Origin of the sequence: Escherichia sp. WS3063, assembly GCF_046486595.1 — a bacterium.
Taxonomy (GTDB): Bacteria; Pseudomonadota; Gammaproteobacteria; order Enterobacterales; family Enterobacteriaceae; genus Escherichia; species Escherichia coli.
Map to the genome: position 1 here is coordinate 1 of NZ_JBJQKY010000032.1, position 16,409 is coordinate 16,409.

The 16,409-nt window shown below is 50.9% G+C and carries 12 protein-coding genes and 1 pseudogene; 5 read left to right on the forward strand and 8 right to left on the reverse strand.

Annotation, left to right across the window (positions count from 1 at the left end; genetic code table 11):
* The 4 genes and pseudogenes from ACJHYW_RS21975 to ccp all read right to left on the reverse strand — a co-directional run.
* A partial coding sequence (locus tag ACJHYW_RS21975) for an IS1 family transposase (RefSeq protein WP_097491765.1) occupies positions 1–56 on the reverse strand: 56 nt, incomplete at its 3' end.
* Between the two features lie 31 nt (positions 57–87).
* Positions 88–213, reverse strand: a pseudogene (locus ACJHYW_RS21980) (AraC family transcriptional regulator); the annotation flags it as partial.
* 368 nt (positions 214–581) lie between these two features.
* On the reverse strand, positions 582–1,982 hold the full coding sequence (locus ACJHYW_RS21985; RefSeq protein ID WP_061093026.1) for a glutamate decarboxylase: 1,401 nt from the start codon (positions 1,980–1,982) through the stop codon (positions 582–584).
* A gap of 210 nt (positions 1,983–2,192) precedes the next feature.
* Positions 2,193–3,590: a cytochrome c peroxidase gene (gene ccp, locus ACJHYW_RS21990; RefSeq protein WP_000784844.1), complete on the reverse strand. Its 1,398-nt coding sequence runs from the start codon at positions 3,588–3,590 to the stop codon at positions 2,193–2,195.
* A 404-nt stretch (positions 3,591–3,994) separates the two neighbouring features.
* On the opposite strand from ccp, the gene ACJHYW_RS21995 reads away from it, so the two are divergent.
* Positions 3,995–5,644 carry an alpha,alpha-trehalase gene (locus ACJHYW_RS21995; RefSeq protein ID WP_000934218.1) on the forward strand — a complete coding sequence of 550 codons (1,650 nt, stop codon included), beginning with the start codon at positions 3,995–3,997 and terminating at the stop codon, positions 5,642–5,644.
* 50 nt (positions 5,645–5,694) lie between these two features.
* Here ACJHYW_RS21995 and ACJHYW_RS22000 read toward each other — a convergent pair whose 3' ends face one another.
* Positions 5,695–6,297, reverse strand: coding sequence for a helix-turn-helix transcriptional regulator (locus tag ACJHYW_RS22000; RefSeq protein ID WP_001167676.1), 603 nt, complete (start codon positions 6,295–6,297; stop codon positions 5,695–5,697).
* A gap of 519 nt (positions 6,298–6,816) precedes the next feature.
* Here ACJHYW_RS22000 and ACJHYW_RS22005 point away from each other — a divergent pair.
* The 3 genes from ACJHYW_RS22005 to ACJHYW_RS22015 all read left to right on the forward strand — a co-directional run bounded on the left by ACJHYW_RS22005 (position 6,817) and on the right by ACJHYW_RS22015 (position 10,511).
* Entirely contained in the window at positions 6,817–7,716 is a 900-nt protein-coding gene (locus ACJHYW_RS22005; RefSeq protein ID WP_001307449.1) for a LysR family transcriptional regulator, read from the forward strand.
* Positions 7,717–7,764: 48 nt separating this feature from the next.
* Complete coding sequence (yhjD, locus tag ACJHYW_RS22010; RefSeq protein ID WP_061093025.1) at positions 7,765–8,778, forward strand: inner membrane protein YhjD; 1,014 nt, start codon at positions 7,765–7,767, stop codon at positions 8,776–8,778.
* Positions 8,779–9,188: 410 nt separating this feature from the next.
* Positions 9,189–10,511 carry an MFS transporter gene (locus tag ACJHYW_RS22015; RefSeq protein ID WP_001149003.1) on the forward strand — a complete coding sequence of 441 codons (1,323 nt, stop codon included), beginning with the start codon at positions 9,189–9,191 and terminating at the stop codon, positions 10,509–10,511.
* A 178-nt stretch (positions 10,512–10,689) separates the two neighbouring features.
* Here ACJHYW_RS22015 and ACJHYW_RS22020 read toward each other — a convergent pair whose 3' ends face one another.
* Positions 10,690–12,750, reverse strand: coding sequence for an AsmA family protein (locus ACJHYW_RS22020; protein ID WP_001361528.1), 2,061 nt, complete (start codon positions 12,748–12,750; stop codon positions 10,690–10,692).
* 69 nt (positions 12,751–12,819) lie between these two features.
* Positions 12,820–13,587, reverse strand: coding sequence for a cyclic-guanylate-specific phosphodiesterase (pdeH, locus tag ACJHYW_RS22025; protein WP_001361529.1), 768 nt, complete (start codon positions 13,585–13,587; stop codon positions 12,820–12,822).
* Positions 13,588–13,818: 231 nt separating this feature from the next.
* Between pdeH and kdgK the strand changes: the two genes are divergently transcribed.
* Positions 13,819–14,748 (forward strand): 2-dehydro-3-deoxygluconokinase, encoded by a 930-nt coding sequence (kdgK, locus tag ACJHYW_RS22030; protein WP_000037562.1) that lies wholly within the window; start codon positions 13,819–13,821, stop codon positions 14,746–14,748.
* A 94-nt stretch (positions 14,749–14,842) separates the two neighbouring features.
* Here kdgK and ACJHYW_RS22035 read toward each other — a convergent pair whose 3' ends face one another.
* Positions 14,843–16,339, reverse strand: coding sequence for a M16 family metallopeptidase (locus ACJHYW_RS22035; protein ID WP_001163136.1), 1,497 nt, complete (start codon positions 16,337–16,339; stop codon positions 14,843–14,845).
* Between the last annotated feature and the right edge of the window lie 70 nt (positions 16,340–16,409).

A 16,409-nucleotide genomic window follows, 5' to 3' on the forward strand; every position in this document is an offset into this window, starting at 1 on the left:
CGCACCACTCCGTCAGTAGCTGAACAGGAGGGACAGCTGATAGAAACAGAAGCCACTGGAGCACCTCAAAAACACCATCATACACTAAATCAGTAAGTTGGCAGCATCACCCAGATCACCGCCATTAAAATAGCGATATTCACCATTAACCATGGTGAGAATATATTTATGTCTTGCGTACGCAATTAGACAATTACCATGTAGTGGTTGCATAGTTGACTTAATATTACATAAACATATTACTGTTTATTAATGTAGCACGCCGCCCTCTTAAGTCAAATTGATTGATAAATAAATTTAAACGAAGCGGGAGAACAGGATGATAATGTGTGATGTTCTACGGGCAGGATGACTGGATTTATAATACAAAAACGTGTTTAAGAACGCAGGGAAATTAATAGTAAGCAAATAATCCCTTTTCGTTACATTAAATATAATCGCTACATTTAATAAACATTCATATAACATATATCTTATCAACACGATGAATAGACAGCCAATATATTATTGCGATTAATAAGCAACCGAATGCCCAGCTGTTTTTTAAAGGTTGGGCATTCGGTTTTTACAACGTTATGTTATCAGGTATGTTTAAAGCTGTTCTGCTGGGCAATACCCTGCAGTTTCGGGTGGTCGCTGAGATATTTCAGGGAGGCTTTGTAGTCTTCCAGCAACAGTTCAGCAAAGTCCATTTCGAAGCCGCGACGACACATAATGCGCATCACCACGATGTCAGTGGCTTCACCGCCGAGAGTGAAGGCCGGAACCTGCCAGCCGCGCAGGCGCAGACGTTCAGAGAGGTCGTAGAGGGTGTATCCCGGGTCTTCACCATCTTTCAGTTTGAAGCAAACCGCCGGGATGCCTTCGTCCGGGCGACCGGTACAGATGAACTCATACGGCCCCAGTTTGGCGATTTCATCCGCCAGATAAGCAGCAACCTGGTAGGAAGCGTTCTGTACTTTGGTATAGCCTTCACGACCGAGGCGCAGGAATTCATAGTACTGTGCAATCACCTGACCCGCCGGGCGGGAGAAGTTGATGGCGAAAGTCCCAATCTGACCACCGAGGTAGTCAACGTTGAACACCAGTTCCTGCGGCAGCGCTTCTTCATCACGCCAGATAACCCAGCCGCAGCCCAGCGGAGCCAGACCGAATTTATGGCCTGAAGCACTGATCGATTTCACACGCGGCAGGCGGAAGTCCCAGACGATATCCGGGGCGACGAACGGTGCCAGGAAGCCACCGCTGGCGGCGTCGATGTGCATGTCGATGTTGATACCGGTGTCGGCCTGGAATTTATCCAGCGCATCGTGCAGCGGTTGCGGGAACTCATAGTTACCGGTGTAGGTCACGCCGAAAGTCGGCACCACGCCGATGGTGTTTTCGTCGCAGGCTTCAATCATGCGTTTCGGGTCCATAAACAACTGACCGGGGCGCATAGGGATCTCACGCAGCTCCACATCCCAGTAGCGGGCGAATTTATGCCAGCAGATTTGTACCGGACCGCACACCAGGTTTGGTTTGTTGGTCGGCTTACCTGCGGCTTCCATACGCTTGCGCCAACGCCATTTCATCGCCATCCCGCCGAGCATACAGGCCTCGGAAGAACCAATGGTGTTGGTGCCAACGGCCTGACCATTTTTCGGCGCAGGCGCATGCCACAAGTCAGCAACCATGTTTACGCAACGCAGGTCGATGGCTGCAGATTGCGGATATTCTTCTTTGTCGATCCAGTTTTTGTTAATGGATAAATCCATCAACTTGTGGACATTTTCGTCGTCCCAGGTCTGGCAGAAAGTGGCCAGGTTCTGACGAGCGTTGCCATCAAGATATAATTCATCATTGATAATCTGGAATGCGACATCATCGCGCATTTCGTGCAGCGGAAATCGTTTTGACTCCGCGATAGTAGAAATGGCCTTTGCGCCAAAACGTGAATCGAGTAGTTCTGAGCGGAAATCCGTTAACAGCTTCTGGTCCATTTCGAACTCCTTAAATTTATTTGAAGGCAATAAAAAAGTAGGATTTATCCGCAATGGAAGCAAGGTATTACAGGCTTAATTTAAATAACAAAATCCTAAGCAGAAAAACGACTTTTTATAATATAAACATTTAACATGATAATATTAAAAACAGACTTTATTATCGTAATAAAAATCGCCCAAACATTCCTGTTCGGGCGATTAAATTAATTATTGTTTATCCTGCATATACGGCGTGTAAACCCCGTTCAGACTGTGCAGGAAAGCTACGATATCATCCACATCCTCCTGCGGCAGCTCTTTGCCTACCTGATAGCGCAGCATCAGTTTCACCGCCCCGTCCAGCGTCGGCACGTCACCGCGATGGAAGTACGGTGCCGTTAAAGCAACGTTACGTAAACCGGGTACTTTCTGACGCAATTTATCACGCTCTTCTTTAGTCACATTCATACGACCAATATCCGCCGCCGTAATTTCACCAAAGTTAAAGTCTTTTTTCAGCCCCAACGGTTCGAAGGAACGTCCGCCGAGAATAATACCACCATGACAAGTTGCACATTTATTATCTTTAAATAATTGATAGCCTTTTTTCTGTTGTGCCGTCAGCGCATTCTCATCTCCACGCAACCATTTATCAAATGGGGAATCCGGCGTAATTAATGTTTTTTCAAATTCAGCAATGGCATCAGTAATATTTTCACCGCTGAAACCTTGCGGATAGACTTCGAGGAACTGCGCTTTAAGCTGCGGATCTTTTTCCAGCTTAGCAATAATTTCGTCCCAGGATTTCGACGCCATTTCAATCGGGTTCAACGGCGGTCCACCAGCCTGATCCTGCAATGTTGCCGCACGACCATCCCAAAACTGCTCAACGTTAAATACTGAGTTAAATACCGTCGGCGCGTTAATCGGCCCAACTGCGCCACCAACACCAATCGATGTTTTTCTGCCATCGACGCCCCCCGCATTCAACGCATGGCAATGAGCGCATGAAATGGTGCTATCAGCCGATAAACGGGGATCGTGATACAGCGCAAAGCCCAACGCCACTTTTTGCGCATCGGTAGGCAGTTTTTGCGGGATGGGCTGCACCGGTTCATTGCGATGCTCCGGAGCAGTATCATTACTGGCGTAATATTCTGCGCGTTGTTTTGCAATCCAGGCGAGTATTTCCGCCCGCTCTTCATCACTCACCTTACCCGCCCAGTGTAGCGCGGTATAACGCGTTGGTGGCATGGTTTCATACTGCATTACCCATTCAATCTTATTCAGATCGCTTTGCGAAACGGGTTTATCAGCCAGCAGAGCCGCACGCACGGCCTCGAGGTTAAAAGATTTATATCCAAGCTTAATGTCGTAATCCATCAACTGTTTCGCGCCAGGAATATAATAATAGGCGGGTAATTCTGCCGAAGGCGTATGGCAATAGTCGCATCCTTTTTCGCGAAGAAAACCTAAAACCTGATTATTTTCACTGACAGCAGATGCCTGAACATCGGCCTGTTTACTGCGTTTATTATCGTGGTACCACACATAACCAGATAACCCTAAATAGCAAATCGCGACGCCAGCCAGGCCGATCGCGGTAATACGTGAGACCATTTTCATTATTCTTCCCTCACGGTGGTGAGTTATTGTGACCCAGAAAATTTTCCAGAATGCTGCAAACGTCTCTGCGAGACAAAGCCATCATAAAAAACAGGGAAATACGCTTTTTGATAGGAATCAATCAATTACATGAATATAAACTATCAATAAGATAGCCTGTGCCTATTACCCAGATCAGGAATGGCATATCATGATTGCGGCGAGAGCAGGATTGAATGTTCTGAAAATGAAAAACAACACGAAATCCGTATTTTTATAAATTCCATTGATATTAGTGCGTTATATTTTTTGGCAGGTTAATAAACGTGATCCACCGCACGCTTTGTCGCCCACCAGGCGGAGCGAATGACTACCCTTAAAGAAAAGCCCGATAATTAGCGACGAATTTCGGAGGTCGGATCCTTATGCTCAATCAGAAAATTCAAAACCCTAATCCAGACGAACTGATGATCGAGGTCGATCTCTGCTATGAGCTGGACCCGTATGAATTAAAACTGGATGAGATGATCGAGGCAGAACCGGAACCCGAGATGATTGAAGGGCTGCCCGCCTCTGATGCGCTGACGCCTGCCGATCGCTATCTCGAACTGTTCGAGCATGTTCAGTCGGCGAAAATTTTCCCCGACAGTAAAACCTTTCCCGACTGCGCACCTAAAATGGACCCGCTGGATATCTTAATCCGCTACCGTAAAGTGCGCCGTCATCGTGATTTTGACTTGCGCAAGTTTGTTGAAAACCACTTCTGGCTGCCGGAGGTCTACTCCAGCGAGTATGTATCGGACCCGCAAAATTCCCTGAAAGAGCATATCGACCAGCTGTGGCCGGTGCTAACCCGTGAACCACAGGATCACATTCCGTGGTCTTCTCTGCTGGCGCTGCCGCAGTCATATATTGTCCCGGGCGGCCGTTTTAGCGAAACCTACTATTGGGATTCCTATTTCACCATGCTGGGGCTGGCGGAAAGTGGTCGGGAAGATTTGCTGAAATGCATGGCCGATAACTTCGCCTGGATGATCGAAAACTACGGTCACATCCCCAACGGCAACCGCACCTATTATTTGAGCCGCTCGCAACCACCGGTTTTTGCGCTGATGGTGGAGTTGTTTGAAGAAGATGGTGTACGCGGCGCGCGCCGCTATCTCGACCACCTGAAAATGGAATATGCCTTCTGGATGGACGGTGCAGAATCGTTGATCCCTAATCAGGCCTATCGCCATGTTGTGCGGATGCCGGACGGATCGCTGCTCAACCGTTACTGGGACGATCGCGACACGCCGCGTGACGAATCCTGGCTTGAAGACGTTGAAACCGCGAAACATTCTGGTCGCCCGCCTAACGAGGTGTACCGCGATTTACGTGCGGGGGCGGCCTCCGGTTGGGATTACTCTTCCCGTTGGCTGCGTGATACTGGTCGTCTGGCGAGCATTCGTACCACCCAGTTCATCCCCATCGATCTGAATGCCTTCCTGTTTAAACTGGAGAGCGCCATCGCCAACATCTCGGCGCTGAAAGGCGAGAAAGAGACAGAAGCACTGTTCCGCCAGAAGGCCAGTGCCCGTCGCGATGCGGTAAACCGTTACCTCTGGGATGATGAAAACGGCATCTACCGCGATTACGACTGGCGACGCGAACAACTGGCGCTGTTTTCCGCTGCCGCCATTGTGCCGCTCTATGTCGGCATGGCGAACCATGAACAGGCCGATCGTCTGGCAAACGCCGTACGCAGCCGGTTACTGACACCTGGCGGGATTCTGGCAAGCGAGTACGAAACCGGTGAACAGTGGGATAAACCCAATGGCTGGGCACCGTTACAATGGATGGCAATTCAGGGATTTAAAATGTATGGCGATGACCTTCTGGGTGATGAAATCGCGCGCAGCTGGCTGAAAACGGTGAATCAGTTCTATCTGGAACAGCACAAAATGATCGAGAAATACCATATTGCCGATGGTGTTCCCCGCGAAGGCGGCGGTGGCGAGTATCCGTTGCAGGATGGGTTTGGCTGGACTAACGGTGTGGTACGCCGTTTAATTGGTTTGTACGGCGAACCATAATATTTTTACAGCCAGCCGCTAACTTCCTGCTGGCTGTAAAATTATCCTCTTCAGGAGGAGATATTTAACATCATTGCCGCCTGGGTGCGATTTTTCACTTCCAGACGGCGATACAGGGATTCCAGATGCGCTTTTACCGTTCCGGTACTGATATTCAGCGCTCTGCCGATCTCCTTATTTGATTCGCCCGCCGCTAACATGGTTAAAATCTCCCGCTGGCGGGCGCTTAACGATTTGAGATCTTTAATGTCCTTTTCCGGCGTCGTCCGCCAGTCTCCAGGCAGAAACATCATCCCCATCGCCGCACTATTTACCGCCAACGCAAATGTCTCGACGGTTGAATCACGAGGCACAATGGCCAGCACATTAAAATGGATAACTTCCTGTAACCACCGTTTATTGCAATCCGTCGCCGTGATTAACACCTTAACCTCAGGAAACTGCACCACGGTTTTTTGCAGCAACCAGTAGCAAAACTCACCATCCTGATCGCCATCGAGCATAACTAAGGCTTCAGGGTAACTTTCCAGCTTTTGCCATAACTCGTCTGCCTGACTGGCCCCCTGAATACTCACTCCTGGAATACGCTGCTGTAAACTGATTTTCATTCCATGAATAAATATTGACTGCCTGTCAAACATGACTATTTGCATAACTGAATCTCCACCTGAATACGTTAAAAAGACTTAAGTAGTGGAAGGGTATTACCCGCGAGAAAAAATAAGAATTCGCCATTTGGCGGTGGCCATTCTACAGAGATGACGCGTAGAAAATAGTTACCGATATAAATAGTTACAGCTAAACGCCTGAAATTACATGTCGAGGGCACTATTTAAAACAATTTTGAGGATTTCCTTATATTGGTGGTTAGTACGCATGCAATTAAAAATGAAACTCCGCGACCACAAGCAAAAATAACAAACGGCAATGAGACAAAAATAAGCACAAATAGCCAACACGTCCTCTATTCACTTTAAAGGGAATCGCTGAAAAATACGCTCTGTTTAGGGGGATTCACCTTTCTCAGAAAGCTATTCCGCCCTTTTCCTGCTGAGAAATCGCCACATTCGTCATGACAACATTGTGAAACCCGGCATTAGATGTTAGAAAAAACAATAAACAATGCGATATGCGCGTTACTGTTTCGCTGTGAACAACAATCGGTCAAAGAAATGGATAAAATTCACGCAATGCAGTTGTTCATCAAAGTCGCGGAGCTGGAAAGTTTTTCCCGCGCGGCGGATTTCTTTGCTTTGCCAAAAGGAAGTGTTTCGCGCCAGATACAGGCACTGGAACATCAACTTGGCACCCAGCTTCTCCAGCGCACCACGCGACGGGTCAAACTCACGCCAGAAGGCATGACCTATTATCAACGAGCAAAAGATGTGTTGAGTAATCTCAGCGAACTGGACGGTCTGTTTCAACAGGATGCCACCAGTATCAGCGGTAAATTACGCATCGACATCCCGCCAGGAATCGCGAAAAGCCTGTTACTGCCGCGCCTGTCGGAATTTCTCTATCTGCATCCGGGAATTGAGCTGGAACTGAGTAGCCATGACCGTCCGGTAGATATTCTTCATGATGGTTTTGATTGCGTGATACGCACTGGCGCGTTACCGGAAGATGGCGTTATCGCCCGTCCCCTCGGCAAACTGACCATGGTCAACTGTGCCAGTCCGCACTATCTGACGCGCTTTGGTTATCCGCAAAGCCCCGATGATCTGACTTCACACGCAATAGTGCGTTATACACCGCACCTGGGTGTACATCCGTTAGGTTTTGAGGTTGCCAGCGTTAATGGCGTCCAGTGGTTTAAGTCTGGCGGCATGTTGACGGTAAACAGTAGCGAAAACTATCTCGCCGCCGGTCTTGCCGGTCTGGGGATTATTCAGATCCCGCGCATTGCCGTGCGCGAAGCCCTGCGTGCCGGGCGGCTTATTGAAGTGTTGCCAGGCTACCGTGCCGAGCCGCTCTCCCTTTCGCTGGTTTACCCGCAGCGTCGGGAGCTTTCCCGGCGTGTAAACCTGTTTATGCAGTGGCTGGCTGGCGTAATGAAAGAGCACCTGGACTGACCGACTATACTTTTTAAGAATGACCACGACAGAAGGACAAAAGAGCGGATGACGCAGGAAAACGAGATCAAACGTCCCACCCAGGATCAGGAGCACGAGCCGATTAAGCAGTTGGATAATAGCGAGAAAGGCGGCAAAGTTAGCCAGGCGCTGGAAACCGTCACCACCACTGCCGAAAAAGTCCAACGCCAACCGGTTATTGCGCACCTGATTCGCGCGACAGAACGCTTTAACGATCGGCTGGGTAACCAGTTTGGTGCGGCTATCACCTATTTCTCATTTTTATCGATGATCCCGATTTTGATGGTGTCGTTTGCCGCAGGGGGCTTTGTGCTGGCCTCCCATCCGATGTTGCTACAGGATATCTTCGACAAAATTCTGCAAAACATCAGCGATCCGACGCTAGCCGCCACGTTGAAAAACACCATCAACACCGCCGTTCAGCAGCGTACGACTGTAGGGCTTGTCGGCCTGGCGGTGGCGCTTTATTCCGGCATCAACTGGATGGGTAACCTGCGTGAAGCGATTCGTGCCCAGTCGCGCGATGTCTGGGAACGCTCGCCGCAAGATCAGGAGAAGTTCTGGGTAAAATATCTGCGTGATTTTATTTCACTGATTGGTTTGTTAATTGCGCTGATTGTGACGCTGTCGATCACCTCGGTTGCCGGTTCGGCGCAGCAAATGATTATTAGCGCCCTGCACCTGAACAGCATTGAGTGGCTGAAACCGACGTGGCGGTTGATTGGCCTGGCGATTTCCATCTTCGCCAACTATCTGCTTTTCTTCTGGATCTTCTGGCGGTTGCCGCGCCACCGTCCGCGCAAAAAAGCCCTGATTCGCGGAACATTTCTGGCTGCTATTGGTTTTGAAGTGATTAAAATCGTGATGACCTACACCTTGCCATCGCTGATGAAATCCCCCTCTGGCGCAGCATTTGGTTCCGTGCTGGGGCTGATGGCATTTTTCTACTTCTTCGCCCGTTTGACGCTGTTTTGCGCGGCGTGGATTGCCACCGCCGAATATAAAGACGACCCGCGAATGCCAGGGAAAACGCAGCCTTAAAATAGGCCGGATGCGGCGTAAACGCCTTATCCGGCATACGATTTTATTCGGCCTGGCTCCCCGTAGGCCGGATAAGATGCGCCAGCATCGCATCCGGCTATAATGCGCACATAACCTCTTGAAACTCGTCCCCAGAGCCTCTTCAGCCATCTATTTGGGAGCAAACAATTTCATTCCAACTCATAACCCCAGCATATAAATCCAGTTGGTAACTTTTATTTAACCTGAAACCAGTTTTATCCACTATTTATAAAATTATGTGAAGCATTTCATAGAAGAAAAATCACTGGCCTAAACATTATCCCCTTTTTGCCTGGTTTTTGACCATTTCCGCGATTTGTTACACATTGAAATATCACTTTTGCTGTGCGTAATATGGCTATTCGTTAGCCAAAAAATAAGAAAAGATTATGCAAGCAACAGCCACAACACTCGACCACGAGCAAGAATACACGCCGATCAACTCGCGTAATAAAGTCCTTGTCGCCTCTCTCATTGGCACGGCCATTGAGTTCTTCGACTTTTACATTTACGCCACTGCGGCCGTTATTGTGTTTCCGCATATCTTCTTCCCACAGGGCGATCCAACGGCAGCAACGCTACAGTCGCTCGCCACCTTCGCCATCGCCTTCGTCGCGCGCCCCATTGGCTCTGCCGTTTTTGGTCATTTTGGCGATCGCGTTGGGCGTAAAGCGACGCTGGTCGCCTCGTTGCTAACGATGGGGATTTCGACCGTGGTGATTGGTCTGCTGCCGGGCTATGCCACGATTGGTATTTTCGCCCCACTGCTGCTGGCGCTGGCTCGATTTGGTCAGGGTCTGGGCTTAGGCGGTGAATGGGGCGGCGCGGCGCTGCTGGCGACTGAAAACGCCCCACCGCGCAAACGTGCACTGTATGGCTCCTTCCCACAGCTGGGCGCACCGATTGGCTTCTTCTTTGCCAACGGCACTTTCTTGCTGCTTTCCTGGCTACTGACCGATGAGCAGTTTATGAGCTGGGGCTGGCGTGTGCCATTTATCTTCTCGGCGGTGCTGGTCATTATCGGCCTGTATGTTCGCGTGTCGCTGCATGAGTCGCCGGTGTTTGAGAAAGTCGCTAAAGCGAAAAAACAGGTGAAGATCCCGCTGGGTACGCTGCTGACCAAACATGTTCGCGTAACCGTACTGGGTACGTTCATCATGCTGGCAACATATACGCTGTTTTACATCATGACGGTCTACTCTATGACCTTCAGTACCGCCGCCGCGCCAGTTGGGCTTGGCCTGCCACGTAACGAAGTGTTGTGGATGCTGATGATGGCAGTTATTGGTTTTGGCGTGATGGTGCCAGTCGCCGGATTACTGGCTGATGCCTTTGGTCGCCGTAAAAGCATGGTAATTATCACCACGCTGATCATCCTGTTCGCGCTGTTCGCCTTTAACCCGCTGCTCGGTTCTGGCAACCCGATTCTGGTTTTTGCCTTCCTGCTGCTGGGGTTAAGTCTGATGGGGCTGACCTTCGGGCCAATGGGCGCGCTGTTACCAGAGCTGTTCCCAACAGAAGTGCGTTACACCGGAGCATCGTTCTCTTACAACGTAGCGTCGATTCTCGGGGCTTCCGTTGCGCCGTATATCGCAGCCTGGTTGCAGACTAACTACGGGTTAGGTGCGGTGGGGTTATATCTGGCGGCGATGGCTGGCTTGACGTTAATCGCCCTGCTGCTGACCCATGAGACGCGACATCAGTCGTTGTAATAAGAGTGAAAAGCCTGATGCGCTACGCTTATCAGGCCTGAATTCCCATACAATATATTGAATTAGCAAGGATTTGTAAGTCGGAGGCGTTCACGCCGCATCCGGCATGAACAAAGCACACTTTGCCAACAATCTAAATCTGTTTAATTGCCGGATGTCAGACATCCGGCAATTATCATCACTTCTTCATCTGCGACAAAATCGTCCGACACTGATTAGCCTCCCCTTCGGAAGGAGAGATCAGCGCCAGTAACGCCGCCGCCGGTGTTACCAGCGTTGCCAGTGCCGCCGCGACGGCTCCGCGAGCAATCAACGGCCCGGCTTTCACCCCAGCCTGCGGATTTTTAAACGTCCCACGCACATACAGCGGCGAACGCAGTGTGATAATCCGAATTCCTTTACTCTCCGGATCAATAGTCAAATCCAGCTGTTCCGAAGCAAAACTTGCCGTGCCGGTAACGTTAATCAACGCGTTCTCAGTATCGAAAGCAAAGATCTGCGGGCGCGCCACGCCGTTGGCAATATCAAGATTCGCCGCCGCGCAGTTCACCCGCACCTCATCGTCACCAAATATCGCACCGACAATGTAGTTGCCGACATTCAGCCCGACAATCTCCATCAGGTTGCGGCTCACCAGCCCGTCATTCATCAACAGTTTCAGGTTGCCGTTACTGTTGCCTAAAAGCGCCGCCACCGAGTTACCGCTACCGCGTAGTTCCGCGTCACCGTTCATTTCCCCCAGCGTCTTCTGCATCAGTTCCACATCGGGCATCAGTTCTTTCAGTTTCAGTCGACGAGCCTGAATATCTGCCCGCCCTTGCATCGGTTTTTTATCACCTTCCAGATGAATATTCGCCGCAATGCTGCCGCCCGCCATGCCAAATTTCAGCGGTTGCAGGCGCAGGTCAGCATTTTTGAGGATGATATGAGTAGAAAGATCGCTAATCGGCAGGCTACTGCCATGCTCAATGCGCCGCCCTTTGAAGCGAACATCGGCATCCATAACGTCCCATTTATCGGTTTCGAAGCGGTCATAAGGCAGCACTTTGCCCGCAGGCTGAACGCTTTTTTCACCCTTCTTCTGTTCAGACCGTGTCGACTTTTCAGCTCCTTTCCCGGAATCAACGCCAATCAACGGTCCCAGGTCCGCCAGCCGCAATTGCCGCGACTCGACATCACCTTCCAGTTTTGGTCGTGGCTTGCCGGTGGTGTAGACCAGAGAACCGTGGATATCGCTATCGCCAATGCGCCCATTAAAGCCGCGATAATCAAAGACCGACGATTTTTCAGTGTCGATTTTCGCTACCAGCCGACCATCCGTTTCAAACGGCGGGGTATCGGGCAGCAGAACGCCCGTCAGTTCATAGAGATCACCCAGCGAATCGCCAGAAAATTTAAGCCGTAAATCGACACCACCCATCTTCATTGGGTCATTCACAACGCCATCAAAAGCAACACGGGTGTTACCAGAGCGGAAATCAGCCTGTACCGGAAACGGCGTCCCTTCGCCACGCAGCGCCAGCATACCGCCTATTTTTCCCGTACCAGTGAGCGGCTCTCCCTTATAACGTCCCTGCGCCTTCAGGCCAAAAACGTAATCGCCCACCTTTTCTTTATCCGCTTTACCTTTCGATCCAGTAACTTCGCTGAACGGCAGCGGCTTGCCTAACGGATCGACAAAAATTTCTAGATCCGCTTTGCTTACTTTGTCATCAATGGCGATCCGCCCTTGATCGAACAGAATATTATCCAGCCGAAACGACCATGCCGACGGCTTTGCATTCGTGTCTTTGTTGTCATCGCTGGCGAGATTAAAGGTCCAGTTATTGTTCTTTTCAGAGAGGCGAATCAGGCATGCGTCGGGCTTTTCCAGTTTGATCCACGGTAGCCAGACCGTTTTGGTCAGCAGCGCCAACGGTGCCAGCGTTGCCTCTACGCGTGGCAAATGCACCATTGTGACTTCGGGAATATCTGGTGGGTTGCCAAGAATAATGTCTTCCGCGTGTACATGGGGCCACGGCACCCAGCTGCGCCAGCCAGTTTCTTGCTTTTGCCGCTCCCACACCACGCCCAGATCGCCACGGATAGCGAACGGACGATTCAACTCCGCAGAGACTTTCTGGTTGATGGTCGGTTTTAGTCGATTCCAGTCAAAAGTTGCAATCAAAATGATCGCCACGACAATCAACAACAAGAAAGCCCCTGAAATCGCAGCGGTTATTTTGCCTGCCTTGCTCATCGTTCGCTTCCTCATATTCTTCCTGTGCCAGTCCTAAAGATAGTCCAGCCAGGCGGAAAATGAGGCAGCTTATAGCGCCAGAACCGCCGTATTCAGCGTTTCTATCGGTGACGGGCGTGAAAGAAACCAGCCTTGTGCGGCGAATGCGGGCGAGTTCTGAACATCACGCCACTCTTCCGGCGTTTCTACGCCCTCGACAATCACCCCGCGACAATAGCGATTCATTAGATGTAAAAGCTGAGAAAAGAGTGTGCGTCCTTCCGGCGACTGACGCAGCATCACAAACAGTTCTCGCGCGATTTTGATGTAGTCATAACGCACTTCACTTAGTGCAGAGAAATTTGCCATCCCGGTACCAAAATCATCCAGCCACAGCGGGCCAAATTCACACATCGAGGCAAAGGTTGAATCTTTCGGCAGGCGGATGTGTTCCACCAGTTCGAAACGCAGCCAGGGAAGATCCTCAATCTGGCGCAGGATTTTTGGTTGCTGACGCAGGGCGATGAGCGTAGGGCCATCAATATTGACCGATGCCAGCAGGCCGTGCTCTACAAAGAAGTCGGCTTTTTGCGCCAGCAAATCAATCTGCTCTTTCACAACCTCCATCCGATGGCTAACGGTGATTTCAGTAAAATAGCGATCCGGCGGCAGGCGTTGCGAAGGGTTCAAGGGATGCGTGACCACCGTTAATAGCTCCACGGCCATTAACCGCCCGCATGTTTGATAGATCGGCTGCCAGGTGTAAGCACGCTCACACTGCAACCAAAAACGCCGTTCCTGCAAGCTCTCGATGCTTGCTTCAGGGTTGCTTATTCGCTGGATAACCTGCCTTATCATCAAAGATGTCCTGTGTTTAAAAGTGATGCTGCCCGGACTCGACAAAGATTATCGGCGCGCAAGGGCAGAACTTTACCGCCTGGCCGGGGTAAATTTCCCCACTCCACAACGGAATCTTTCAGGAATACGTTCTGGCTCAAAAAAATAATGGAACACTGTTTTAATATGGTTGACCAGCAAACCACCACAGCGCAAACTAACGCTAATTTTTTACAGATCAGGTTCACGACTATGTCCAAAAAGATTGCCGTGATTGGCGAATGCATGATTGAGCTTTCCGAGAAAGGCGCGGACGTTAAGCGCGGTTTCGGCGGAGATACCCTGAACACTTCCGTCTATATCGCCCGTCAGGTCGATCCTGCGGCATTAACCGTTCATTACGTAACGGCGCTGGGAACGGACAGTTTTAGCCAGCAGATGCTGGACGCCTGGCACGGCGAGAACGTTGATACTTCCCTGACCCAACGGATGGAAAACCGTCTGCCGGGCCTTTACTACATTGAAACCGACAGCACCGGCGAACGTACGTTCTACTACTGGCGTAACGAAGCCGCCGCCAAATTCTGGCTGGAGAGTGAGCAATCCGCGGCGATTTGCGAAGAGCTGGCGAATTTCGATTATCTCTACCTGAGCGGGATTAGCCTGGCGATCTTAAGCCCGACCAGCCGCGAAAAGCTGCTTTCCCTGCTGCGCGAATGCCGCGCCAACGGCGGAAAAGTGATTTTCGACAATAACTATCGTCCGCGCCTGTGGGCCAGCAAAGAAGAGACACAGCAGGTGTACCAACAAATGCTGGAATGCACGGATATCGCCTTCCTGACGCTGGACGATGAAGACGCGCTGTGGGGTCAACAGCCGGTGGAAGACGTCATTGCGCGCACCCATAACGCGGGCGTGAAAGAAGTGGTGGTGAAACGCGGGGCGGATTCTTGCCTGGTGTCCATTGCTGGCGAAGGGTTAGTGGATGTTCCGGCGGTAAAACTGCCGAAAGAAAAAGTGATCGATACCACCGCAGCTGGCGACTCTTTCAGTGCCGGTTATCTGGCGGTACGTTTGACGGGCGGCAGTGCGGAAGACGCAGCGAAACGCGGGCACCTGACCGCAAGTACCGTTATTCAGTATCGCGGCGCGATTATCCCGCGTGAAGCGATGCCAGCGTAAAAGCAGCATATGCAAAAGGCTGGATAGAGTGTTACCCCCTATCCAGCTCATCCATAAATACCTGATGGTTGTGCTAACTCATCACCATCAGGCATTACTGTACAGGTGGAATATCCGTCACTTCAGGATGTACGTCATCCGTGGCGACAGATGTGGCGGCAGCCGCAGTCGATGGGGCCATGATTTGATCCCAGGCCGCCTGCAACGCTTTCATGTTAAATTCCGGCTCGCCTTTCGGCTGCAGCAGTATTAACGCCATATCGTTCGACAACTGCTGGCGCAGATCCTGATTTAACATCTCTACCGTCAGACTATTAAGGAAATCCTGCCGCAATTTCTGATACTGCTCCGGCGCGATATCGACAACCTGATTTTGCAACGAACGCATCCGCTGCCCCATCAAAATATCGGTATCAGCTCGCGCATAGGCGGCAAACAGTTTCTGCAGCTCCAGTTTCTTTTGCGCCACTAACGCATTGAACTCTTCTTCCGGCAGACCTTTATCGCGAACCTTCGCCAGTTCACGCGCCACCAGATTAAGGTTGCTGTTCAGCTTGTCGTTTGGTGATTCGATGTTGATGGCACACTGCGCACGCAGATACAGCACACGACAGTCAAATCCAAGACCGATGTCTTTACTGTTGCTGGCGCTTAACGCTTGCTGAACATGCCAGAACAGCGCCTCACGGGCCAGGTCCGCACGCCAGTAGCGCAGCAGTGCGGCTGATTCACGAATCGGCTGCCACGGCGTATCCCACATGATAGATAGCCGGTCCTGACGCACCGCGTCGGTCATAATACTCACCGCTTCCGCACGCAGCGGAGAAAGCGTCGGCACCGGAGCCGGTGTTTCACGTTTGCCTTTCAGTTCGCCAAACGTTTTATTGATTTGGTCGACGACCGAGCGCGCATCCACGTTTCCCACCACCAGCAGCGTCATTGCATCCGGGGTGTACCATTTCTGATAGAAATCTTTAATCTTTTCCGCTTCAACGGGTTGTTTCAGCGGATCGGCAGGATCGTGACCTAACAAGGTTGATCCTTTCAGACGATAGCGCCACCAGCCCTCTTTAGTATCGGCAGGCCAGGTTGCCACCATGTCCTGACTTTGCAGCGCGTGGTTGATGGTTTCTGGCGTGATAGTCAGTTTGCCAGTGGCATTTGCCAGATAAGAGAGCGCTTCTTTCAGCAAGTCGTTACGGTTATTGGGCAAACTCAGATTAAACAGCGTGGTGTCATAAGAGACAATTACCGGCGGCATCGGGCGTTTAGGGTCGATCCCCTGCTGCCACAATGAACGCGCCTGCGCTGCGTCAAGGCCACCGCTTTGCGTTAACGCAATACGAGGGATGGCGTGGCTGTAACCGCTCTGTTGTGTACTTTCGGCGAGCGAACCGGTATTAACCAGCAGGCGAATTTCAACACGATCGCTGGGACGCTGGGGTGTAGTCAGCACTTGCCACTGTAAACCGTTGGAAAGCGTCCCCTGTTGCCATGCTGGATCAGGCTGGAGCGCATCTGCCTGCACATAGCCAGCAGTGGCCATCATCAGCAAACCGCCCGCTAAAAGTCGAATTTTTGTGCCCTGCATGTGAACCCCTGATCAACTATCCTGGTAATAAAAAACTGGCCGTTGTCGGTCAGTCTAAATGACGTTAAAA